The organism is Clostridium malenominatum, from assembly GCF_039521365.1.
GTDB lineage: Bacteria > Bacillota > Clostridia > Clostridiales > Clostridiaceae > Clostridium_AW > Clostridium_AW malenominatum.
The window spans coordinates 668,384-690,872 of sequence record NZ_BAAACF010000001.1; the positions used below are offsets into that span (position 1 = coordinate 668,384).

The 22,489-nt window shown below is 30.9% G+C and carries 18 protein-coding genes, 1 riboswitch and 1 other annotated feature; of the genes, 10 read left to right on the forward strand and 8 right to left on the reverse strand.

Annotated elements, in window-relative coordinates:
- Positions 1-13 precede the first annotated feature (13 nt).
- Positions 14-424, reverse strand: a complete 411-nt coding sequence (locus ABDZ69_RS03350) for a hypothetical protein (protein WP_343766565.1) — start codon at positions 422-424, stop codon at positions 14-16.
- Positions 425-525: 101 nt separating this feature from the next.
- Positions 526-762 (reverse strand): hypothetical protein, encoded by a 237-nt coding sequence (locus tag ABDZ69_RS03355; RefSeq protein WP_343766567.1) that lies wholly within the window; start codon positions 760-762, stop codon positions 526-528.
- Positions 763-1,893: 1,131 nt separating this feature from the next.
- Between ABDZ69_RS03355 and ABDZ69_RS03360 the strand changes: the two genes are divergently transcribed.
- Entirely contained in the window at positions 1,894-2,100 is a 207-nt protein-coding gene (locus ABDZ69_RS03360) for a DUF4177 domain-containing protein (RefSeq protein WP_343766570.1), read from the forward strand.
- Between the two features lie 1,471 nt (positions 2,101-3,571).
- Here ABDZ69_RS03360 and ABDZ69_RS03365 read toward each other — a convergent pair.
- Positions 3,572-4,447 (reverse strand): alpha/beta hydrolase, encoded by an 876-nt coding sequence (locus ABDZ69_RS03365; RefSeq protein WP_343766572.1) that lies wholly within the window; start codon positions 4,445-4,447, stop codon positions 3,572-3,574.
- An 88-nt stretch (positions 4,448-4,535) separates the two neighbouring features.
- On the reverse strand, positions 4,536-5,120 hold the full coding sequence (locus ABDZ69_RS03370) for a manganese efflux pump MntP (protein WP_343766575.1): 585 nt from the start codon (positions 5,118-5,120) through the stop codon (positions 4,536-4,538).
- Between the two features lie 381 nt (positions 5,121-5,501).
- On the opposite strand from ABDZ69_RS03370, the gene ABDZ69_RS03375 reads away from it, so the two are divergent.
- Both ABDZ69_RS03375 and ABDZ69_RS03380 read left to right on the forward strand, forming a co-directional pair.
- Complete coding sequence (locus ABDZ69_RS03375) at positions 5,502-6,419, forward strand: DUF2935 domain-containing protein (RefSeq protein WP_343766578.1); 918 nt, start codon at positions 5,502-5,504, stop codon at positions 6,417-6,419.
- Between the two features lie 63 nt (positions 6,420-6,482).
- Positions 6,483-6,542, forward strand: a riboswitch (Fluoride riboswitch).
- A 58-nt stretch (positions 6,543-6,600) separates the two neighbouring features.
- Positions 6,601-7,788 (forward strand): cation:proton antiporter domain-containing protein, encoded by a 1,188-nt coding sequence (locus tag ABDZ69_RS03380; RefSeq protein ID WP_343769573.1) that lies wholly within the window; start codon positions 6,601-6,603, stop codon positions 7,786-7,788.
- A gap of 43 nt (positions 7,789-7,831) precedes the next feature.
- On the opposite strand, the gene ABDZ69_RS03385 is transcribed toward ABDZ69_RS03380, so the two are convergent.
- Positions 7,832-8,425, reverse strand: a complete 594-nt coding sequence (locus ABDZ69_RS03385) for a TetR/AcrR family transcriptional regulator (protein WP_343766580.1) — start codon at positions 8,423-8,425, stop codon at positions 7,832-7,834.
- Positions 8,426-8,710: 285 nt separating this feature from the next.
- On the opposite strand from ABDZ69_RS03385, the gene ABDZ69_RS03390 reads away from it, so the two are divergent.
- The gene (locus ABDZ69_RS03390; protein WP_343766583.1) at positions 8,711-10,513 is read left to right on the forward strand and encodes a flavocytochrome c; all 1,803 of its coding nucleotides are present in this window, start codon (positions 8,711-8,713) and stop codon (positions 10,511-10,513) included.
- A gap of 86 nt (positions 10,514-10,599) precedes the next feature.
- On the opposite strand, the gene ABDZ69_RS03395 is transcribed toward ABDZ69_RS03390, so the two are convergent.
- The gene (locus tag ABDZ69_RS03395; RefSeq protein ID WP_343766586.1) at positions 10,600-11,949 is read right to left on the reverse strand and encodes an aspartate aminotransferase family protein; all 1,350 of its coding nucleotides are present in this window, start codon (positions 11,947-11,949) and stop codon (positions 10,600-10,602) included.
- Positions 11,950-12,202: 253 nt separating this feature from the next.
- Between ABDZ69_RS03395 and ABDZ69_RS03400 the strand changes: the two genes are divergently transcribed.
- From ABDZ69_RS03400 to ABDZ69_RS03415, 4 genes are all read left to right on the forward strand, one after another.
- Positions 12,203-12,904 carry a response regulator transcription factor gene (locus tag ABDZ69_RS03400; protein ID WP_343766588.1) on the forward strand — a complete coding sequence of 234 codons (702 nt, stop codon included), beginning with the start codon at positions 12,203-12,205 and terminating at the stop codon, positions 12,902-12,904.
- 12 nt (positions 12,905-12,916) lie between these two features.
- Complete coding sequence (locus ABDZ69_RS03405) at positions 12,917-14,461, forward strand: ATP-binding protein (RefSeq protein WP_343766590.1); 1,545 nt, start codon at positions 12,917-12,919, stop codon at positions 14,459-14,461.
- Positions 14,462-14,648: 187 nt separating this feature from the next.
- Positions 14,649-15,458, forward strand: a complete 810-nt coding sequence (locus tag ABDZ69_RS03410; protein ID WP_343766592.1) for a sensor histidine kinase — start codon at positions 14,649-14,651, stop codon at positions 15,456-15,458.
- A gap of 26 nt (positions 15,459-15,484) precedes the next feature.
- Positions 15,485-16,366 (forward strand): DMT family transporter, encoded by an 882-nt coding sequence (locus ABDZ69_RS03415; RefSeq protein ID WP_343766594.1) that lies wholly within the window; start codon positions 15,485-15,487, stop codon positions 16,364-16,366.
- 20 nt (positions 16,367-16,386) lie between these two features.
- Here ABDZ69_RS03415 and ABDZ69_RS03420 read toward each other — a convergent pair whose 3' ends face one another.
- Positions 16,387-16,740 (reverse strand): hypothetical protein, encoded by a 354-nt coding sequence (locus ABDZ69_RS03420; RefSeq protein WP_343766596.1) that lies wholly within the window; start codon positions 16,738-16,740, stop codon positions 16,387-16,389.
- Positions 16,741-16,810: 70 nt separating this feature from the next.
- A complete protein-coding gene (locus ABDZ69_RS03425) occupies positions 16,811-17,056 on the reverse strand; it encodes an AbrB/MazE/SpoVT family DNA-binding domain-containing protein (RefSeq protein ID WP_343766598.1) in 246 nt (81 codons plus the stop codon).
- Between the two features lie 221 nt (positions 17,057-17,277).
- Here ABDZ69_RS03425 and ABDZ69_RS03430 point away from each other — a divergent pair, with 221 nt between their 5' ends.
- On the forward strand, positions 17,278-20,205 hold the full coding sequence (locus ABDZ69_RS03430; protein ID WP_343766601.1) for an insulinase family protein: 2,928 nt from the start codon (positions 17,278-17,280) through the stop codon (positions 20,203-20,205).
- Between the two features lie 187 nt (positions 20,206-20,392).
- Positions 20,393-22,147 (forward strand): flavocytochrome c, encoded by a 1,755-nt coding sequence (locus ABDZ69_RS03435; RefSeq protein WP_343766603.1) that lies wholly within the window; start codon positions 20,393-20,395, stop codon positions 22,145-22,147.
- A gap of 57 nt (positions 22,148-22,204) precedes the next feature.
- Positions 22,205-22,446 (forward strand) — a binding site (T-box leader).
- Positions 22,447-22,489: the final 43 nt, after the last annotated feature.

The window sequence follows — 22,489 nt, forward strand, 5'->3', positions numbered from 1 at the left end:
AAGACTATTTAATTTAGTTATCTATCTTAACTTCTAATATTTTATCTTCTACAAGATATTTCATTAATAATTCCGTATCTGAATAAATTCCATTGACTGCAAACGGTTTTGTACACCCATCCAAACGACCTTTGATGCTTTTGTGAGAATTTAGCAGCCTCTCATCTATGGCATCATTTTTAATAAATTTTACTTTAATAGCTTCTCCGAGAGGGAGTAAACGGCCTATAGTACTCTTGGAGCTTACTTTAATATATCCATACTTTGATTCCCCAGCTGTTAATATATGTCTTTGCCATTGATTGACAACAACTTTTTCTGTATTACTTATTTTTGATGCACATCCAATAACCTCTACATCGCCTGTCTCAGAGTCCATAATTATATCTAGTGCTATATTCATGCTTAATTTAAATTTTCCCATAACTATACTATCCTCCTAATTATAATAGTTACTTTAATCTAGAGATAAGGAAGGGGGAAATCCCCCGTACTTGCTATTTTTGCAGACTTCTAATTGCTATTTTAATAAAAAACATAAAATCCCTTTGCTCCTTTTAAAATTGCAAGCCTTCCGTAGTTAACGGCGTTATTTATTGCGCTTCGCACTCTTCGCTCATTCTCTTTTCTACTATAGCCTTCGTAAAATCCTCCTAGCTGTTCCACTATATCAAAAATGTCTTTTGAAGTAAGTCGTTTCCCTATAGGAATTAGTCCTCCTATATTAGTTTTGAATAGATGGGTAATACTCTTTTTTTTCATAGCTAAAAACGCTCCTCATTTTAATTATTACTACATTATCAATATATGTATTACTTGCTTATTTGATACTATTTTTTACTTACATCAAGATTTTCAAATCATTATATTTCCAATTCTTTTTCTCATTGTTCCTTCTAGAATACTCGCCATTAAAGTATTCTAGTTTTTCAACTCTATCATAGAATGTTAAATATAAAGAAAGCTAACTTTGAAAAACAAAGTTAGCTTTCTAAAATATTATATAGACAAAATATTATCTTCTGGCCACAATCCGTGGAATGTTTCTAACATATAAAATTCTAATACTCAGGTTATTTCATATCTATAAGATGAATCTCTAATATATTCATTGGATACACAATAACTAGCTATTAAGTATTAATAATTATATTGCACCGCAGCAAATAGAAGCATAAATTAAAAATAATTAATACTGTAGCTTTGGACAAACTTCCTCACTGCAACAAGCAAGCCTCCCTATGGAGCAGCAGTCAGGAAACTAGTCCAAAGCTTTAATTATAATACCTAAAACCAGGCTATAAATTATCCAAATAAAAAGTTCCCCAACACATAATTCCAAAATAAACACCAAAGCCTCATTTTAGGTAAGCACCAAAAGGTATCCTTGTACAAGTTTATCTCTACTCTAAAGCCCTTGCATTCCTCTAGGAAGTAGAAAAAAGCTAGCTCAAGGATTAAAAATAAACAAATTCAAAAAAGGTACCGCTACAATAAATATAAATGATGCAGTTTTTTAACATGCACATTATCATAGGACAGAATATTTACTTAGATTTAATCCTAGCATGATATAGAATAATGTAGACTTAGTGGAAAGAATTCTTATTGAAAAAGGTTATGGTGTTGGAGCATGTGGAGCAGATGGGTATTATGAGGTAGGCTTTAGATAACTAGATATATGAAAGTTCCTTGTGGGAAATTAGTTAATTATAAAACTGCAGTTTAGTCACTTTATGAAAAAAATGCGACAGAAGTGTTCTTTGAAAATTGAATAATGCGGTATAAATAAGAAAATATAAAAACATCTTTACATTCATGGTAATATTAGGTAATATACGATGTTAAGAGGTAAAATTATTTATATAGTATGAATTTAGGGAGGAATATTGCATGTATGAATATAAATTTATAGAAGTTCCGATTGGAAGAAAGCTTTCAACAAAAATAGGCGATAGCTTTAAAGAGTGTCAAGATGTAATTATAAAAGAAGCTTCTAATGGTTGGCGTTTACTACAAGTTGTAATTCCGCCAAATGAAAAAATTGGTGTGACATCTGCTTATTCATATCAGATAATTTTTGAAAGAGAGAAAAAGTAAATTTTTAAAATACCGCATTATTCAGAAATGGATTTGCGGTATTTTTTACGTCACAATTCAACTAAATTATGTAGTAATCATTATAGTGTAGAGATTAACATTAGAAATAATTGATAGGTTGTAGCTTTGGACAATCTTCCTCACTGCCACAAGCAAGCCTTGTGCAAGCCTATCTCTACTCTAAAGCCTTAGTATTCCTCTAGTGAGTAGAAAAAAGCTAGTCCAAGGGCAAAATAATATAACGAAAAAAAACAAATGCTACAGAGAGGGTATTCCTATCAGGTAGCATTACTTTTCTTCTATACCAAAGAGGAAATGTTGTACAAGCTTTTAGTTGCTATGAGGTATTCCTCTAGGGGAGAAGCAAAAGAAAGCTAGTCCGACAGTAAAAAGCAAACTAGGTAAAAAATAAATAAATTTTAAGAGGGTCTCGCTCCTATAAATATAGATACAGATATTGTAGTTGTTCTAACACCTGCATTATTATAAGAAAAGTATAGTGTTAATGCTGTTATTGTCATATACACTGTACCTATAATATATAAAACATTGGGCACTATTCCCTGGACCCTAAAAAGTACAGGTTCCTACCTAGTAGCTCTAAGGAGCAAATAGTCTATCCTTTAGTTCCGATCCTTTTTTCTCCCAAGAGCTTCACGGTTTTAACTAGTCCTTTGTTAGGGTACCCGCAGGAGTGCAACTCTTGGGTCACTTCTTAAAAGCCTTACCGCTAGTCTACTTCGCTAAATAAGGGAAATTTAGCGGAAGTATTACAAGCCTTAGAGGGCATGCAAGACTTCGCTAAATTAATTGTTTAGCGAATTTGGATAAACCCTAGAGGAATACTTCTGGGCAATAGCTTGACCTTCCATTAGTTCTATGTTACTTTACAAACTTGTAATATAATATATATATAGGTATATAATTTACAATGTTTTACAGTTACTTAAAATAAATGAGCTTTTACTTAAAACAAATGCTTGATTATTTGAAAGTAATTAAATTATTATATATATGATAATTGATAAATTTTTAGATTTTCTTATAAATAAATAATAGTAGCTTATAATAAACGTAAATTTACTTGAAACTAATTTAGGTTTACTTAAAACAGAAAAATAAAGGTGGTAAAGTTTAATTTTTACCACCTTTATAAATTCAAACCTTCCACCCAACTTCCACCGAGCGGTAAAATACAGTAAGTTACCATAAAACACTATAAAACCTGTAAGTATTGATTTTGCTACATTTTATAAAATAAAATGATATAATAAAATATACTTTAATATGGAAAATTCCCATCAATTTGAAATACAGAACTCGGCTTATAGATTTAGTCGCATTTAATTAGAAAATAAATTAAAAATAATAAAGAACAGATATTGAAGAAATTACTTAAGAGAATTTCTTCAATATCTGTTCTTTATTTATTCTAACATTTCATCAATAAAAATTTTCAAGAAAAAATAGATTATATTACTCTATTTAAAAAGTTAATAACGGTTTTAATACTATCTACTGCCGCGGGATTATTCATATTGTAATCAAAAGTATGATCAGCATCTTTGATAGTAAGCAGCTCACATTCAACTCCATTATTACGAAGTTCATTATACATTCCTACTGATTCTTCATAAGGAACATCTGTATCTTTGTCTCCATGGATTAAAAGAGTAGTAGGATAATCATTAGATATATTGTTTATTGGGGAAAGAGAGAGTAACTTGTTTTTACCGAAAATAGTATCAAGGCCGCTAATTTCTCTTATCCAGTTTCCTTTTTGTCTACAATATAGATAGAATAAAAATCTATCTAATTTGCTTTCGCTTATTGGTTTGTTTCCAACAATGCTGTAAGCTTCATGCTTTGATATAATTGGTTTAGTATTGCAATAAAACTCATTAGGTTTTAAAGTCCAATCTCCAAGGATATTTGCGTAACCGTAAAAAGACACTATTGCATTAGGTTTTTCTTTAAAGGTTCCAGTGATTAAAGATAAAAACCCACCTGCAGAACTACCTACCACTGCAATTTTACTTGGATTAATTTGAAAAAGTGTTGGACCTTCATACTTAACCCACTTAACAGCATCTTTTATATCTTCAATTATAGATTCTAATTTTGTTTCAGGAGCCAATCTATAGTCTATAGAAACAACAGTAAAGCCTGCATCATTGTAAAGCTTCACTTGTTCAGGGATTATATCTTTCCTTGAACCCCAAATAAGTCCGCCACCATGTATAAATATTATTACAGGTGAATTTTCTATTTTTGCTTTATAAACATCAGCCTGAATGGAACAATCATTTGTTTTTTTATATTCAAAAGTATTTTTTGATAAATTCATCTAACGTAACTCCTTCTAAAATTTTTGCTTCGAATTTTATAACATAAAAATATTAAAATAAAAATTTCTATATGTCAAATATATTAACCTAATTAAATAATTTTATAGCAGATATGAAATTAGTATGATCTGCGAAAATTTTAATTCCTATGAATATAAGAACTATCCCTCCAAATACTTCTGCATTTTTTTGAAGTAGGCCCCCGCAGCTTTTACCAAGGAATACTCCAATAAAACATAGAATAAAGGTAACAGCTGCTATTATTATAACTGATTCTATGATTGAAACATTTAAAAAAGCAAAACTTATTCCTACTGCTAATGCATCTATGCTTGTTGCTATGGACAGCATTAGTAATGTTTTATTGCATAAGTTAACATTTTCACATGTATCATCCTTGGATTGTATAGCTTCATAAATCATTTTGCCACCTATAAAACCAAGAAATAAAAAAGCGATCCAGTGATCTATTTTTGTTATGTAGTTTTGAAATTTTATGCCTGCTAGCCACCCAATCAAAGGCATAATTCCTTGAAATAATCCAAAGAAGGTAGCTATTTTTAATGCATCTTTGATCTTAACCTGTCGTAGAGTTACACCACTTGTTACAGATACAGCAAAGGCATCCATAGATAAGCCAAAGGCAATTAGTAAGATAGTTAGTAAATTCAATTAAATTTCCTCCTCGTAAATATAATTTTATTTTTAAATTATGGGGAAAAATAAAAAAGACCCATGTATAACAAAAAAATGTTATACATGAGTCTCACTATTCAATGCAAGCCAGGCTTAAAGCCAATATGTTGACTATGCAACACAGTATACTGTGCTAATTACTCCCTCATAATATTGATTAAACTATTTAATTACATGTAAGATATTATATAATACAATTTAATAGATTTCAATTGAATTTTTGTAAAGATTATAAATCAAAATTATAGGAAAAAGTATATATAAATATGGAAAATAGCTAAGTAATGTTTGGGAATGGTACTAAGTTCAATCTGTTTAGCATATTATAAAACGTAATTAAGTTTAAAAGAGGTTGTAATGTTATCAAACAATGAATTTGTTAGACAATCCTTAGAGCTAAACCTGTTTTTTATGAGAATAGCAAAAGAGCACTCTATTTTTTTACAAGCTGGGTTTGTTACAAAAGATCATCCATTGGTGGCTCAAGCACATAGATTAAAGAACATATTTAGTCAATTGTTGATTGATACCATAAGAATGTCAGAGGGGATTATTAGCCCAGAAGTTGCAAACTCAGGAGAATTGGTAACAGATTTGACACTAGAAGCAGAGAAGGAAACTCAGTTCTATTCAGGTATTTCAATTGATTCTAACATAACGAAAATGGAACTAGCTTTAGTAAAAAGCCAAGAAAAGCAAATTACGGCAGATATGATAAGAAGGGTAGAAAATTTAAATAATAGGGCAATTATGGCTACTGAGCAAATAGCAATGTTTAAGAAAAGAGTTCTCCAAGATGTTTTAGCATGTAGAACTTTCACCAATAACTATCCACTGCTCATAGATCATATTCTTAGAGAGGCTAAATTATATTTAAGATTACTTAGAAAATTACAGAATAGAGAAGAGTTAAACTTAGCACTAGAGACTACCTTCCAAGAAGTCTTTTGGAACAGAATTATGGCTGAACATTCTAAATTTATTCGTGGTTTATTAGACCCTACTGAGGTGGAATTATTTAATACTGCAAATGATTTTGGAAGAAGGTTTGATGAACTCACCGCAGAGGCTAAAAACTTATCTAATAATCCTAATCTATTGCCAGTAGTAACTGAAAAGAGTCTTAAAAATACCATTGATATCAGAAATTTTAAGGTACAGGGAACGGAAGGACTTATACAGTGCAAAATTAAATCAACTATATACCCGCTACTTGGGGATCATGTAGTTAGAGAAGCAAATCACTATATTAGAATTCTAAAGAGTTTTAAATAATATCTCTTAATGGAACAATGTATTGAAAAAACAATTAATATATGATATTATATGACATGTGAAATTTAAACAGGTGATGGAGTTCACCTTAACTGCTATGATGCTAATGACTCCTACAGGTAATAGTTTTATTCCTGTAGGGGTTTTTTGTATTATAAAAGGATTAAAAGGAGATAATATCATGGCTACAAGCTTAGCGATTATTACATTATTAGGATTAGTTGCAAATACTATTTTTACAAAATTAAAACTACCTGGTCTCTTAGGGATGCTTCTTTTAGGGATTCTCATAGGACCCTATGGATTTAATTTACTTAGCTCAGATATAATGAGAGTTTCTGGAGATTTTCGTAAAATTGCTTTAATAATAATACTACTTAGAGCGGGTTTTGGAATAAGTAGAGAAGATTTAAAAAGGGTTGGGAAAACAGCACTTAAAATGAGTTTTATTCCAGGATTAATAGAAGGACTGTTTATTGCTTTTGCTTCAACAAAATTCCTAGGGTTTTCTTTTATTCAAGGGGGAATATTAGGGTTTATTATTGCAGCAGTATCCCCAGCGGTAGTAGTACCACAAATGATTAATTTCATAGAAAAGGGAATAGGTAAAGATAAAGGTATACCAACTCTAATACTAGCAGGTGCCTCCATTGATGATGTGTTTGCAATAACAATGTTTAGTACTTTTTTAGGGTTGTATAGTGGTAAACATATCAATATAGGTGTGCAGATTATAGGAATTCCAATTTCAGTTTTGTTAGGAATTTTATCAGGAATTATTATAGGGATAAGTCTTGTATGGATTTTCAAAAATTATCATATAAGGGATACTAAAAAAGTGTTGTTAATTATAGGGTCATCTATATTGCTTACAGCTTTAGAGAGCCTATTAAAAAATAAGGTGGAAATAGCAGGACTTTTAGGCGTAATGACTATTGGATTCATTATACTTGAAAAGATGCCTCATGTGGGAAAAAGATTAGCCCTTAAGTTAAATAAGATTTGGGTTTTTGCAGAAATATTACTCTTTGTACTTGTAGGTGCACAAGTAGATGTAAAGGTAGCTCTAGAAGCTGGGAAAGTAGGAATTGGAGTTATATTAATTGGCCTTTTAGGAAGAAGTATAGGGGTTATTTTATCAGTGATAGGCACAGAATTAAATTGGAAAGAAAGATTATTTTGTATTATTGCATACATTCCTAAAGCTACAGTACAGGCGGCAATGGGGGCAATACCCTTATCCTTTGGAGTAGCATCTGGGGATGTAATACTCGCAGTGGCAGTTTTATCGATTTTAATAACAGCACCTTTAGGGGCAATTGCTATAAGCTTATCTGCACCAAAACTTCTAAAGACAAGCGATGGGTAAAAGCGCTTGTCTTTTCATGTAAAGTATAGCGAATGTATATCTTCTATATAGTTACGATAAATATTTTAATCAAAGGTTTCATATATTCATACATATGTTCTACAAGGTCGTATTCTCCATTATGTAGGCACCAATCATAAACTAATCCTCTAGCAGCAATAAATAAGTACTCTACAATTCCCCTAGGGGACATGTGATTAGATATTTCTCCTGATGCTTGCCCTTCTTCAATGACATTTTCTAATACATTTTGCATATGTCTTCCTTTAGTGATGAACAATTTATTTTTAGAATTATATAAATGTCTCATGAAGGTAATGCCTCTAGAGAGATTGTATTGTGCATAATAGCTGAAGAATTTAGCTATTTTATCCTCCATATTGCCTTTCTTTAAATCACTAGCTACAGTATCTAAAAAATAGTCATCTGCTACTCTATATATTTCATTAAGAATGTCATTCTTTGATTTAAAGCAGTTATAAAAAGAACCGATAGATACACTAGCTGTTTTACATATTTCTTCTACAGTAATATTTTCAAATCCGTTTTTTTCTATTAATCTTAAAGCAGTAAGATATATTTTTTCTTTAGTCATTTGTGCTTGAACTTGTCTCTTGTTTAATTTATTGTTACACATGAAATCGCTCCCATTTTCTTTAATTCATATAGAGTATAGCAAAAAAAATATTTCAAGTAAATCATATAAAAGGATAAGTTACTATACTTGTTAATAAATTAGTGGTAATAAAATGCCAAAAGTATATTGACAAAATGTTAACAAAATTAGTATAATGAATTCATTCGGTGAATTGGTTCATCGAATATGTTATGGGTTATAGTTGGCGCCAAAAACCATATATGAAAACATTATCAAGTTGTAAAATATTAATAAGATAATATGTATAATAGGAGGCTATAAAAAGTGAAAAAATTAACGAAATTTAAGAGGATTGCTTATATTTTATTGTGTTTTGTATTAGCTATATCTGCATTTGGCTGTGGAAGTAAATCTACAGGCAATAAGTCAGCAAAATTTAAAGCAGGTACTTACAAAGCATCAGCAGCTGCACATAATGGTGATATAAAGGTTGAAGTAACTGTTGATGATAGCAGTATTAAAAGCATAAAGGTTCTCGAACATAAAGAAAGTCCAGGGATATCAGACCCAGCAATTGAAAGAATTCCTAAGGCGATAATTGATGGACAAACCTTAGCAGTTGATGCCATATCAGGGGCAACAGTAACAAGTAAGGCTATAATTGCAGCAGTTACTGAAGGGATTAAGTTAGCGGGTGGAGACATCAATGCACTTAGCGTTAAAAAGGAAGAAGGTTCTAAAGGTAAAGGTGAAGTAAAGGAATATAGCACTGACGTTGTAGTTATCGGTGGTGGTGGTGCAGGTCTTGCAGCAGCTGTATCTGCAAATCAAAATGGTGCAAAGGTAATCCTTCTTGAAAAAATGCCACGACTTGGAGGAAATACAATATTATCCGGTGGGGCATACAATGCAGTAGACCCTAAAAGACAGGAAGCACAGGGAATAAAAGACTCTGTAGAGAAACACATAACTCAAACTTATGAAGGTGGAGACAAGTTAGGTAAGCCTGAACTTATTAAAGTTTTTGCGGAAAATGCATATCCGGCTCTTCAATGGCTTGAAGGACTTGGTATGAAATTTAATGATGATGTATTCACCGTTTTAGGAGGACTATGGCCAAGAGCTCATAAACCTTCTACACCATTAGGAACAGGATTTATAGATACATATGTTAAATATATTGATGAACATAAAGATGTTCAAATACTTTTAGATACTGAAGCAACAGAACTTATAGTAGATGGAGATAAAGTAGTAGGAGTAAAAGCTAAAGGGATCGATGGAGAAGTAATTGTTAAAGCTAACAATGGGGTAGTTATAGCAGCAGGTGGTTTTGGTGCAAATGTTGAGATGAGAGATAAGTATAATAAAAACTGGCCTGCACTTACTAATATTAAAACTACTAATCATCCAGGTGCAACAGGGGATGGATTGGTTATTGCAGAAAAAGTTGGAGCTAACCTTATAGGAATGGAACACATTCAATTACTTCCAATGGGTGATCCTAAAACAGGAAGCCTTAGTGGAAACATTGAGCAGGGTGTAGAAAACCGTATTTTTGTAAATAAAGATGGCAATCGTTTTGTAGATGAAGGTGCACGTAGAGACGTTATGACAAAAGCTCTAATGGAACAAAAGGATGCCTCTATGTGGGTAATTTTAGATAAGCATTCCTATCCAACAGGAGATAAAAAAAATAACTTCAACGAATCTATAGACGAGCTTGTTAAGCAGGGAAGAGCTTATAAAGCTGATACATTAGAAGATTTAGCAAAGCAAATTGGTGTAAATGCTGATAACCTTGTTAAAGCAGTAAATGAGTTTAATAAGGCTGTAGAAAAGGGTGGAAAAGATGTCTTTGGAAGAACACTATTTGCAGATAAAATTGATACTGCTCCTTTCTATGCAGGTGCTCGTGTGCCAACAGTTCATCATACAATGGGTGGAGTAGAAATTAATGAAAGTGCACAAGTATTAGATAAAAACGGAAAGGCAATACCAGGATTATATGCAGCAGGCGAGGTTACAGGTGGTATCCACGGTAGCAATCGTTTAGGTGGTAATGCTTTAGCAGACATAACTGTATTTGGCAAAATTGCTGGAAAGAGTGCAGCGTTGAAGAAATAATAATATGATATTAAAAGCTCCTACAGGTAATAATCTCATTCCTGTAGGAGCTTTTGCAGACATAGGGTTAAAAACCTAGCAGTTTACTACCAACCTTTTACTACATTTAGAGCCTCATCAGAAATTTTACCTTCAACATACTCTTCTATAGTTTCTTCTATAATATCTAAAGCTGTGGAAGCTTCTTCTTTAGTGATTACTAGAGGTGGCTGTACTCTAAGAATGTTTTCAGCAAGGAATATTAAAATTACTCCTTTTTCCCAGCATCTATAACAAATTTTAATAGCTGCTTCAGTATCCTTTTCTTTTGTTATCCTATCTTTTACTAATTCTACTCCAATGGATAACCCTTCCCCCCTAATATCTCCTATTAATTCATGTCTTTTCTTTATCCTTTTAAATCGTTCTTTAATATACTCACCCATTACCATAGAATTTTCTATTAAATGTTCATTTTCTATAACTTCTATTGTTGCAATAGCCGCTTGTGCACAAGTAGAGTTGCCTTGAACAGTAAATAGATGAGCTGGCATTTCTAAGGCGTCTATTATTTCTTCCCTAGCTATAATGGCACTAAGAGGTAATCCAGAAGCAATAGATTTTCCCATAATTATTACATCAGGTATAATTGAAAAATGTTCAATAGAAAACCATTTTCCTGTGCGGCCAAAACCTTGTTGTACTTCATCAACTATAAACAATATGCCATTATTTTTACACAGACAATATAACTCTTCCATATATTTTTTAGGAGGTACAGCAAATCCAATATCTCCTGCCATAGGCTCAATTATAATTCCAGCAACTTCCTCTGGTGGTATATAGTTTCTAAAAGCCATTTTTATGTATTCAAGGCATTCTAAAGAACAGCTTTCTTTACTTTTTCCGAAAGCACAGCGATAACAATCTGCATAGGGCATGTGATAAATTTCTGGTAGCAAAGGCCCAATTTTTCTTCTCATATTTAAGCTAATAGCACTCAAAGAAATTGCGCCATAAGTAGAGCCATGATATGCACCTATAAAGGAAATGATTTTTGATCTTCCTGTATATGACCTTGCTAGTTTTATGGCACCATCATTTCCATCAGAACCAGATAATCCGAAACATACTTTTTTCTTAAAATCCCCAGGAGTTATTTTTGTAAGCATTTCCCCAAGTCGTACCTGTGGTTCAGCATACATATAGTCTGTAGAGAAATGTATATAATTATCTACTTGCTTTTTAATTGCTTCAACAATCTTAGGGTGGGAATGACATGTATTTAAAACTGCCGAACTGCTAAACATATCAATATACTTATTTCCATCCATATCTTCTATTATAGAGCCTCTACCGTTTTTTATAACTAAGGGGAAATAGGGTGCGCGAGATGCCTTTGAAATTATAGCGGTGTCTTTTTCTACAACATCCATACATTTATTAGTGTTTTTCATTAGGTTTATACCTCCTTATAAAATGTATTTTATAAGTAAAATTAGCAAAATTTATGACAACTTAATTAGCACTTTTATGTTCTATAAATGAGTAGGAAATTAATAAAGATGCATAATTTTTATGGAATGGCAAAATAATTTTTATGCACTTTAGTATATTGATTTTCAGAAATTCTTAAGAATATATGTAGCTTTATAATAATTAATATATGATAATATAAGGTATAATTGTTATAGAAGGAGGAGTTAGACTATGACAAGAGAAACCATATTAATAGTTGATGATGAAAAGGAAATAAGAGACCTTATTGGAATATATTTAGAAAATGAAGGTTATAAAGTTTTAAAGTGCATGAATGGATTAGAGGCATTAGATTATCTACAAAAGGAAGAAGTGGATTTAATTGTTTTAGACATAATGATGCCTAGAATGGATGGAATGGAAGCTTGTATGAAAATTAGAGAAGAAAAAAGCATGCCCATCATTATGTTATCGGCAAAAACTGAGGATATGGATAAGATATTAGGTCTTACCTCAGGAGCGGATGATTATGTTACAAAGCCTTTCAATCCATTAGAACTTATAGCAAGGATAAAGTCTCAATTAAGAAGATATAAAAAATTTACTAATAAATTAGTGGTACAAGATGAAAATATAATTGAAATAGATGAACTTTTAATAAACACTTCAACCCATGAAGTAAAAGTAGGAGATAGAGAGGTTAAGCTTACTCCTATAGAATTTTCCATATTAGAGCTTTTAGCTAGGAACAAGGGAATTGTTTTTAGCATAGAAAAGATATATGAAAGAGTTTGGAAGGAGGAGTTTTTTAAATCAGATAACACTGTAATGGTGCATATAAGGAAGCTTAGGGAAAAGATTGAGGAAGACTCAAGAAAACCTAAATATATAAAAACTGTTTGGGGAGTAGGATATAAAGTTGAAAGCTTATAGATGAGGTGAACTATGTTTTTAAAAAGAATTTTTAGGGGTTTATTTGGTGGACTATGGAGATTTTTTACTATGCCCTTTAGAGGAATTATAAGAAGATTGCTTAAAGTATACTATAATTTAAAGAGCAAAGTTAATAAAAATATTAGGTGGGAACTAATAGTTTTATTTGGTGTATGCCTATTTTTATCTTTTATCTTTTTTACTATTACTAATTCTTATTTCGCAAGGACAAGAACTTATTCTACTATAAATTATAGTAGTAGCATAAGGGAAATGTCCAGTTCAGTTTTAAATATTGGAGAGAAATTAAACGACAGTAATATAAGTATGTTAAATAAGGACGAAATACAAAGGGTTATAGATAATTACGGTAATAATTCAAATAAATTATTATTAGTAGATGAAGAGGGAAAGGTTTTATATAAGACAAGTAATGCTGAAGAAACTCACTTAGATATGCATGCGGTGATAAGAAATTCAATGAATTTAAAAAATAATTATGACGAAAGCAGAGTATACGACTCTAATATGGGGGAATTTATAACCTTTTATCCTATTGGTTTTTCAGATGGTAGGGCTTATATAGTGCTAAAAGGAACTCCTAGGGGAGATATAAGGGTAGAGAGTTATAATAATGAAAAATCATTTTTTGCATTGTTACTCTCAGTGATTTTTTTTATATTAGTTTTTTATTTCATAGCGGGAAGAAAAGTAAGTTATATACAGGAAATTGCTTTAGGTGTTATGTATATAGCTAAGGGACAATTGAATTTTAGAATAGAAGAAAAAGGGGAAGACGAGTTAGCAAATTTAGCGCAAAATATTAATTTTATGTCGGGAGAGTTAAGAAGCAAAATTGAGAAGGAAAGAGCAGTAGAAAAAACAAAAAGTGAACTTATAACCAATGTATCTCATGATTTAAGAACTCCGCTGACTTCTATACTAGGATATTTAAATTTAATAAAGGATAATAAATATAGTAGCTCTGAGGAAAGGTCGGAGTATATAAATATTGCTTACAATAAATCTGAAAAGTTAAAGCTATTAATTGAAGAACTATTTGAGTATACAAAGTTAACCAATGAAGGTATAAAACTGAATTTAAGGGACATTGCTTTAAATGAACTCGTTGAGCAATTGATAGAGGAGTTCGTTCCTGTGTTTGAAGAAAATAATATAAATACTATTAAGGATATTACTAGCGAAAATATAATGGTAAGTGCAGATGGAGATAAGCTAGTTAGAGTGTTTGAAAATCTAATAGCAAATGCTATAAGATATAGTCATAAACCAGGTCAGATAAAGATAGCTTTAGAAAAAACCAATAATTATGCTTTGTTTAGTATATGCAATAAAGGTGATAGCATAAAAGAAGAGGACTTAAATAAAATTTTTGATAGATTTTATAGAGTGGAAAAATCTAGAGCTGAAAGTACTGGAGGTAGTGGTTTAGGACTAGCAATTTCAAAAAGTATTATTGTTTTACATGGAGGAGAAATATGGGCAGAGTCTAAGGGGGACAATATTACTTTTTATGTAAAAATATCTACAAAATAAAACATAAAAAAGTCCATTTATATGTTTTTTTGTAGATAATTATGGGATGTTCGTTCGATACAAGATGGGATTTTTTTGATATAATATTTCTTGCTGGTGATTAAACTACAAAAAAATATGAATTAAATGTTAATTAATGTAAAATCATAAAGCTATAAGAAATAGATGTTTTAATTTGGAGGGAAAAATGGTAAATTGTAAAAATGGTGATTTAGAATACCAAAGGTTAAAAAAAGAATTGATATTAAATATATCTCATGAGCTAAAAACACCTATTAACGTAATACATACTGCATTACAAATGTGTAATTTAGTTCTAGATGATTCGGACAACAATAACGCAGCATTGCTTAAAACATATTTTAATATAATGAAAAAAAATTGCTATAGATTACTAAGAATAGCAGACAACACTATAGATATTTCTAGCATAGACTCCGGATGCTATGAGTTGAATATTGAGAATGCTAATATAGTAAGTATAATTGAAAATATAACTATGTATTCTGTTGAATATGCAAAGGCTAAGGGAATAGAATTAATTTTTGATACAAATGTAGAAGAGAGATACTTAGCCTGCGATAGAAATAAGATAGAAAAAATAATTTTAAATCTTCTTTCTAATGCATTAAAGTTTACAAAAAAAGGTGGACAAGTATTTGTTAAGATAAAAGATGAAAATGACTATATATATATATCAGTAAAGGATACGGGAATTGGAATTCATCCAGAAAAAATAGCTACCATATTTGAAACCTTTGAGCAAACGGATAGAACTTTAAATAGAAATAACGAGGGGAGTGGAATGGGGTTACCCCTGGTAAAAGCCTTGGCAGAAATTCATAATGGTGAAGTATGTGTAAATAGTGAATACGGAAAAGGCAGTGAGTTTATAATAAAATTGCCAATTAAGGATTGTGATAATGAATGTAATAATTTTATAGCTTTAACGGACTTAGATAAAGTCAATATTGAGTTTTCAGACATATACTTATAGTATATTAATTATTTAGGAGGACAAAATTGAGTGAACTAAATAATAAGAGCAAGGCCATATTATACATGATATTGTCATCCTTGTGTTTTGCCTTTATGGCTGCTCTAGTAAAAATGTCTGGTGACATACCAACAGTGGAGAAAACTTTTTTTAGAAATTTTGTAAGCTTAATAGTATCAGTTATCGTACTGTGTAAGAATAAAGAAACATTATGGGGCAAAAAAGAAAATAGAAAGTATCTTGTATTAAGAGGAATGCTGGGAACAGCAGGGATGATAACTTATTTTTACTGCATTGATAATATGCTTTTAGCAGATTCGTCCATGTTAAATAAAGTGCATCCGTTTTTCACTGTAATTTTTGCAGTATGGTTTTTAAAAGAAAACCTATCTAAAACACAAATTTCAGCTCTAATTTTTGCATTTGTAGGTATATTATTTGTTGTGAAGCCTAAATTTGATATGACTATTATACCAGCACTTATTGGTGTATCTTCCGCGGCTTTTGCGGGAGGAGCTTATACTGTAGTGAGATATTTAGGAGATAAGGAAGGCACTGAAGTTATTGTATTTTATTTTTCTTTTATTTCTACTTTAATTGCCATTGTATTAATGCCCTTTAATTATGTACCTTTGAAATTAAATCAACTAATTATGTTAATGGGATCGGGAATATTTGCCTCTATAGCTCAGTTTTCTTTGACTATATCTTATAAATATGCTAAAGCTTCAGAGGTGTCTATATATAATTACACAAATATAATATTCTCTCAAATTATTGCGTTTTTTATATGGAGAGAAATGCCAGATATATATAGTTTAGTGGGATATGTTTTAATTATAGGTTCATCATTGTTAGTATTTTTTCAAAAAGATAATAAGGAAATAGAGCCAATTAAAAGCATGTAGAAAATCTACATGCCTTCTATTTAGTGATGGCAGCTCTTGCCGCAGCCCCCACAACCTCCACTATTACAGCCTCCACAGTCCTTTTTATTTTCCAGGGAGGTTGTTTTTACCATAAAGCCTTTTTTGGTATAAATAAGCTGAATTTCCTTAATCTTTTCTATAAGTTCTTTATCATAAAGGATTTTCACATCCCCTACTTTATCTAATAAACCTTCATCCTCTTCTTTATGGAGAATAAGAGAAACCTTAGGTTCTTTGCAACACCCTTGGTTATATATAAATTTTATACAATTATAATTTTTATCGTAGTTAAATAGATTAATTAGCTCGTTGTAAGCATTATTTGATATTTTAACTTTAATTTTATCTTTCAAAGTAATTCACCTCAACTATTATTATAACAATAATAATAAAAAGCTTGCAAATTTTGCAAGCTCTTTTATATTATTTATCTTCTTTTAATTCTTTTAAACAGTTTTGGCAAACTATTTTTCCCTTATAGTGTATGATATCCTTTGCATCTCCACAGAAAATGCAAGAAGGGTTATATTTCTTTAGTATTATTTGCTCACCATCGACAAAAATTTCTAAGGAATCTTTTATCTCAATATCTAAAGTTCTTCTTAATTCTATAGGAATAACTATTCTTCCGAGTTCATCGACTTTTCTCACTATACCTGTTGATTTCATTAAAAAAATCCTCCTTAATACAATATTCGACTTATATTAATAAAATAATAACAGAAATAACATAATTAGTCAATAAGTTATTTTGTTATTTAAGCAAGTTCAATAAATACAATAAAAAATAAATTTATATAAAATTAATATTTTTTTGTGCATTAATTGCCTATAATATAGTTTATGAGGGATTAATTATTAATGTTAACGAATTTATAGGAGGAAAAGAAATGAATTTTGAAATTAACAATATTTATAGTGGGTTTAAGCTATTGAAAAAAGAAAGAGTTGAGGAAATTAATTCTCTAGCTCTTATTTTTCAACATGAAGGGACAGGAGCTAAATTATTAAAGCTAGAAAATGATGAGGATAACAAAGTTTTTTCCATAAGCTTTAGGACTCCACCCCATGATAGTACAGGAGTTGCGCATATATTGGAACACTCAGTTTTATGCGGTTCTAGAAAATTTCCTTCAAAGGAACCTTTTGTAGAATTAATAAAGGGTTCTTTAAATACTTTTTTAAACGCTATGACCTTTGCAGATAAAACTATGTATCCTGTGGCAAGCAAAAATAAAAAGGACTTTTATAATTTGATGGATGTATATTTAGATGCAGTACTTTATCCTAATATATATAAACATCCACAAATATTTATGCAGGAAGGATGGCATCACGAATTAGAGGATTTAAAGGGAGAAATAGCTTATAAGGGTGTAGTTTATAACGAAATGAAAGGAGCTTTCTCTTCGCCGGAATCAGTTTTAATGAGAAAAATACAAGAATCTCTATTTCCAGACAATACATATGGAGTAGAATCTGGAGGGGATCCAGACCATATACCTGAGCTAACCTATGAAGACTTTATAGGCTTCCATAAAAGATATTATCATCCATCTAATAGTTATATATTTTTATATGGAGACGGAGAAACTTTAGAAGAGTTAAATTTTATTAACGATAATTACTTAAAGGATTTTGAGAAAATAAATATAGATTCTTCAATTAGACTTCAAAAACCATTTAATGATATCCTTGAAAGAGTAGTAGAATATCCAGTTTCACAAAATGAAGGGGAAGAGGATAAAACTTTTTTAAGTCTAAACTTCGCTGTGGGAAAAGCTACGGATAGGGAGCTTTATTTATCCTTTGAAATATTAGAACACTTATTACTTGAAACCCCCGCAGCTCCACTTAAAAAAGCTTTACTTCAAAGTGGCATAGGAAAAGATGTATTCGGAAACTTTGATAATAGTATGCTGCAACCTGCTTTAAGTGTAATAGTAAAGAATTCAAATGAAAATAAAAAAGAAGAGTTTAAAAAATTAGTATTTAATACTTTAGAGGAATTAGCCACTAAAGGTATAGATAAAAAATTAATAGAATCCTCTTTAAATGTAAAAGAATTTTCATTAAGAGAAGCAGATTATGGTGGTTATCCTAAGGGACTTATATATGGTATAAAGTGTATGGATAGCTGGCTATATGATGAAGATCCATTAATGCATTTAAACTACGAGCCTCAACTAAACAGTATAAAGGAAAAAGCTGAGAAGGGATATTTCGAAAATCTTATAAAAGATTACTTATTAAATAGTAAACACAGTTCTCTTTTAGTAGTTAAACCTAAAAAAGGATTAGCAGATGAGAAGGAAAAAAATATAAAAGAAGAGTTGAAAAAGTATAAAGAAAGCCTAAATAAAGAAGAACTTCAGAAAATAATCCATGAAACAGAAGAATTAATAAAAAGACAAAATACTCCTGATTCTCAAGAGGACATAGAAAAAATTCCTCTATTATCAATAGAAGATATAAGTAGAACTGCTGAAAAGCTCCCTATTGAAGTTTTAGAAGAAGAAGGTATAAAAGTATTAAAACATAACATATTTACCAATAAAATAGCCTATGTAAATTTATATTTTAACACTTGTAATGTGCCCCAGGAGCTAATTCCATATATAGGGCTCTTAAGTGGAATATTAGGTAAGGTAAGTAGTGAAAACCTAGACTATGAAGAACTATCTAAGGAAGTAAACATAAACACAGGTGGAATATACTATTCATCAACTGTTTATTCTGATAACAATGAAATTGATGGATTTAAACCTATGTTTAAAGTTAAAGCTAAGTCATTAATATCTAAGCTGTCAAAGCTATTTGAATTGATAAGTGAGCAAGTTGCAAATAGCAAATTTGATGATTATGCAAGAATAAAAGAAATAATATCTGAGTTAAAATCAAGAATGGAAATGACTATTTTTGATAGAGGACATATGGTAGCAGCTGGAAGGGTAGCTTCTTATTTTTCATCTTCGGCAGCATATTCGGAGAGGGTATCGGGCATAAATTTATATCATTTCATAGTAGAGCTGGAAAAGAATTTTGAAAATAAGAAAAAAGAAATAGAGCTTAATTTAGTTAAAGTATCCCAGATAATATTTAATAAAAGTAACCTTACAGTGAGTGTTACCTTAGAAGAAGAGGATTATGAAGAGTTTAAGAAGGTGATGCCTAATTTAATAAAAGCTTTAGGAGATAACGCTTTTGATAAATGTTCCTATGATTTTAAATTAAAGGCTGAAAATGAAGGAATGATGACTTCGGGTAAAGTACAATATAATGCAAAAGGATACAATTTTAAAAAAGTAGGATATTGTTACTCTGGAACAATGCAAGTGCTTAAAACAATTATAAGTTTCGATTATCTTTGGAATAAAGTAAGGGTTAAGGGTGGAGCATATGGTTGTTTTGGAGGATTTAATAGAAATGGAAATATGTATTTTGTATCCTACAGAGATCCGCATCTATCAAATACATTAAAAGTTTATGATGAATCCGTAAGCTATATAGAAAACTTTACTGAAGATAAAAGAGGAATGACAAAATATATTATTGGAACAATAAGCGATATAGATTCACCACTAACTCCTTCCATGAAGGGTGAAAAAGCAGCAGCAAATTATTTTAGTGGAATCACACATGAAGACATGCAAAGAGAAAGAGAAGAAATACTGCATACAGATATAGAGGATATAAAAAATTTAGCTCCCATGGTTAAAGCATGTATGGAAGAAAAAAATATTTGTGTTCTGGGAAATGAAGAAAGAATAAAAGAAGAGAAAGAGTTATTTAATAATCTTATACATTTATTTGAATAATGTTAATAAAAAAACAAGCTATGGATAAAAATAATCTATAGCTTGTTTTTTATAGAGTTGAATTACCTCTTTAATCTCAACTATTATAGTGATATTTAAATTGTAGCCCTCGATACTTGACATATATTGTAAGGTGGTTGTATAATGATTGTGTAAAATATAACAAACTTTGAAGGGGATGTATTAAATGAAAAAGTTTAGAAAACTTGGGATGGTTATGGCTTTAATTTTCATGTTTTCACTAACAGGTTGTAGTGGAAGCAAAAATACTTCAGGGGATAAAGCAAAATTTAAAGCGGGAAAATATACCGCTGAAGCAAAAGGACATAATGGAAATATTAAGTTAGAGGTAGAAGTAGACTCAGAAAAGATAAAAGATATTAAAATACTAGAACATAAAGAAACTAAAGGACTTAGTGATCCAGCCCTAAACGATATACCGAAGTATATAATAGAGAAACAAAATTTAGCAGTAGATACTATTTCAGGTGCAACAGTTACAAGTGAGGGTGTTATAGAGGCTATAACTCTTGCATTAAAGAGTGCAGGAGGTAATATTGAAGAACTAAAAAAAGCTTCTGGTAGCGCTGATTCAACTAAAAGGGAGTTGGTAAAAAAAGAAGCTGACGTAATAGTTATTGGAGCTGGTGGAGCAGGAATGTCAGCTGCAGTTGCTGCTGCTGAAGAGGGAGCAAAGGTAATTGTAATAGAAAAAATGCCTATGATAGGTGGAAATACAATTAGATCTGGTGGAGCATATAATGCAGTAGATGTTGAAACTCAAAAGAAACAAGGTATTGAGGACTCAATTGAAAAGCATTTCAAACAAACCTATGAAGGTGGAGATAAAAAAGGGGACGAAAAATTAGTTAAAATACTTGTTGAGGAATCACTTAATGGAAAGAAGTGGCTACAATCTTATGGCATGAAGTTTAATGAAAAAATAGGCTCAGTTGTAGGTTCATTATGGACAAGAACTCATCAAGCTTCAGACCCAGCAGGAACAGGATATATGAACACATTAAAAGAGGCAGGAGACAAATTAGGAGTTGAGTTATTACTTAATACAAAAGCTACAGAACTTATAATTGAAGATGGTAGAGTAGTAGGGGTTAAAGGTGAGGATAAAGATAAGAATCCACTTGAATTTAGAGGTAAAAAAGGCATAGTTATTGCTACTGGTGGATTTGCTGCAAATGTAGAGATGAGAACAAAATATGTTCCAAGTCTAACAGCAGACAAGCCAACTACTAACCATCCAGGAGCAACTGGAGATGGCATAATTATGGGTGAAAAGGCAGGAGCTGATTTAGTTGGAATGGAATATATTCAACTACTTCCAATGGCTATAGAACTTACTGGACCAACTATAAATGTAGAGAACTCTATATTTATAAATAAAGAAGGTAAGAGATTTATAAATGAAGATAATAGAAGAGATAAATTATGTGAAGCAATCATGAAGCAAAAAGATGGACAATATTATATGATAAATGATTCTCAAATAGTAAAAGAAAAGAATGAACTAGGTGACAAGGTAGATGAATTAATAGAAAGAGGAATAGTTATAAAGGCTGACTCAATAAAAGAATTAGCAGAAAAAATTAAAGTTGATGAAAAAATATTGCAGGGAACCATTGATGAGTTTAATAAGGCTGTAGATAACAAAAAAGATTCCTTTAATCGTGCATTATGGAAAAATAAAATAAATAAGGCACCATACTATGCAACTTTAAGACATCCAGCAGTTCACCATACTATGGGTGGATTAAAAATTAATGAAAAAACTCAAGTTTTAAATAAATCAGGAGAAGTTATTCAAGGCTTATATGCAGCAGGAGAGGTAACTGGAGGAATACATGGTGGAAATAGATTAGGAGGAAATGCACTTCCTGATACTATAGTTTACGGTAAGATAGCAGGAAAAAATGTGGTTAAGTAAAAAAGCACTTGAAAATTTAGAAATAAAGTGGTAAACTTAAAAATAAATTTAACATATTTAAACTCGTTGACAAGGAAGAGTAATTAAAAATGATTATTTTCAGAGAGTGGAGGACGGTGTAATCTCCATAATATAAATTTTAATGAATGGACCTTGTAGAAGTAAACCGAAATCTTTTTAAGAGAGTAGTATTTACCGGAAACCCACCGTTAAAAGGGTCAGGATATGTTAGTATCTGGATTAGAGATATGTCTTTTGACATAATTTAGGTGGTACCGCGAATATACTTCGCCCTATTTTTATAGGGCGGAGTTTTTTTATTTTATTAAACAATAGCGCGCT

Bases quoted from the DNA above. Each gene is read 5' to 3' on its own strand.
- ABDZ69_RS03350 (WP_343766565.1), bottom strand. From the start codon at position 424: ATGGGAAAATTTAAATTAAGCATGAATATAGCACTAGATATAATTATG.
- ABDZ69_RS03355 (WP_343766567.1), bottom strand. From the start codon at position 762: ATGAAAAAAAAGAGTATTACCCATCTATTCAAAACTAATATAGGAGGA.
- ABDZ69_RS03360 (WP_343766570.1), top strand. From the start codon at position 1,894: ATGTATGAATATAAATTTATAGAAGTTCCGATTGGAAGAAAGCTTTCA.
- ABDZ69_RS03365 (WP_343766572.1), bottom strand. From the start codon at position 4,447: ATGAATTTATCAAAAAATACTTTTGAATATAAAAAAACAAATGATTGT.
- ABDZ69_RS03375 (WP_343766578.1), top strand. From the start codon at position 5,502: ATGTTATCAAACAATGAATTTGTTAGACAATCCTTAGAGCTAAACCTG.
- ABDZ69_RS03380 (WP_343769573.1), top strand. From the start codon at position 6,601: ATGGCTACAAGCTTAGCGATTATTACATTATTAGGATTAGTTGCAAAT.
- ABDZ69_RS03385 (WP_343766580.1), bottom strand. From the start codon at position 8,425: ATGTGTAACAATAAATTAAACAAGAGACAAGTTCAAGCACAAATGACT.
- ABDZ69_RS03395 (WP_343766586.1), bottom strand. From the start codon at position 11,949: ATGAAAAACACTAATAAATGTATGGATGTTGTAGAAAAAGACACCGCT.
- ABDZ69_RS03400 (WP_343766588.1), top strand. From the start codon at position 12,203: ATGACAAGAGAAACCATATTAATAGTTGATGATGAAAAGGAAATAAGA.
- ABDZ69_RS03405 (WP_343766590.1), top strand. From the start codon at position 12,917: ATGTTTTTAAAAAGAATTTTTAGGGGTTTATTTGGTGGACTATGGAGA.
- ABDZ69_RS03410 (WP_343766592.1), top strand. From the start codon at position 14,649: ATGGTAAATTGTAAAAATGGTGATTTAGAATACCAAAGGTTAAAAAAA.
- ABDZ69_RS03425 (WP_343766598.1), bottom strand. From the start codon at position 17,056: ATGAAATCAACAGGTATAGTGAGAAAAGTCGATGAACTCGGAAGAATA.
- ABDZ69_RS03430 (WP_343766601.1), top strand. From the start codon at position 17,278: ATGAATTTTGAAATTAACAATATTTATAGTGGGTTTAAGCTATTGAAA.
- ABDZ69_RS03435 (WP_343766603.1), top strand. From the start codon at position 20,393: ATGAAAAAGTTTAGAAAACTTGGGATGGTTATGGCTTTAATTTTCATG.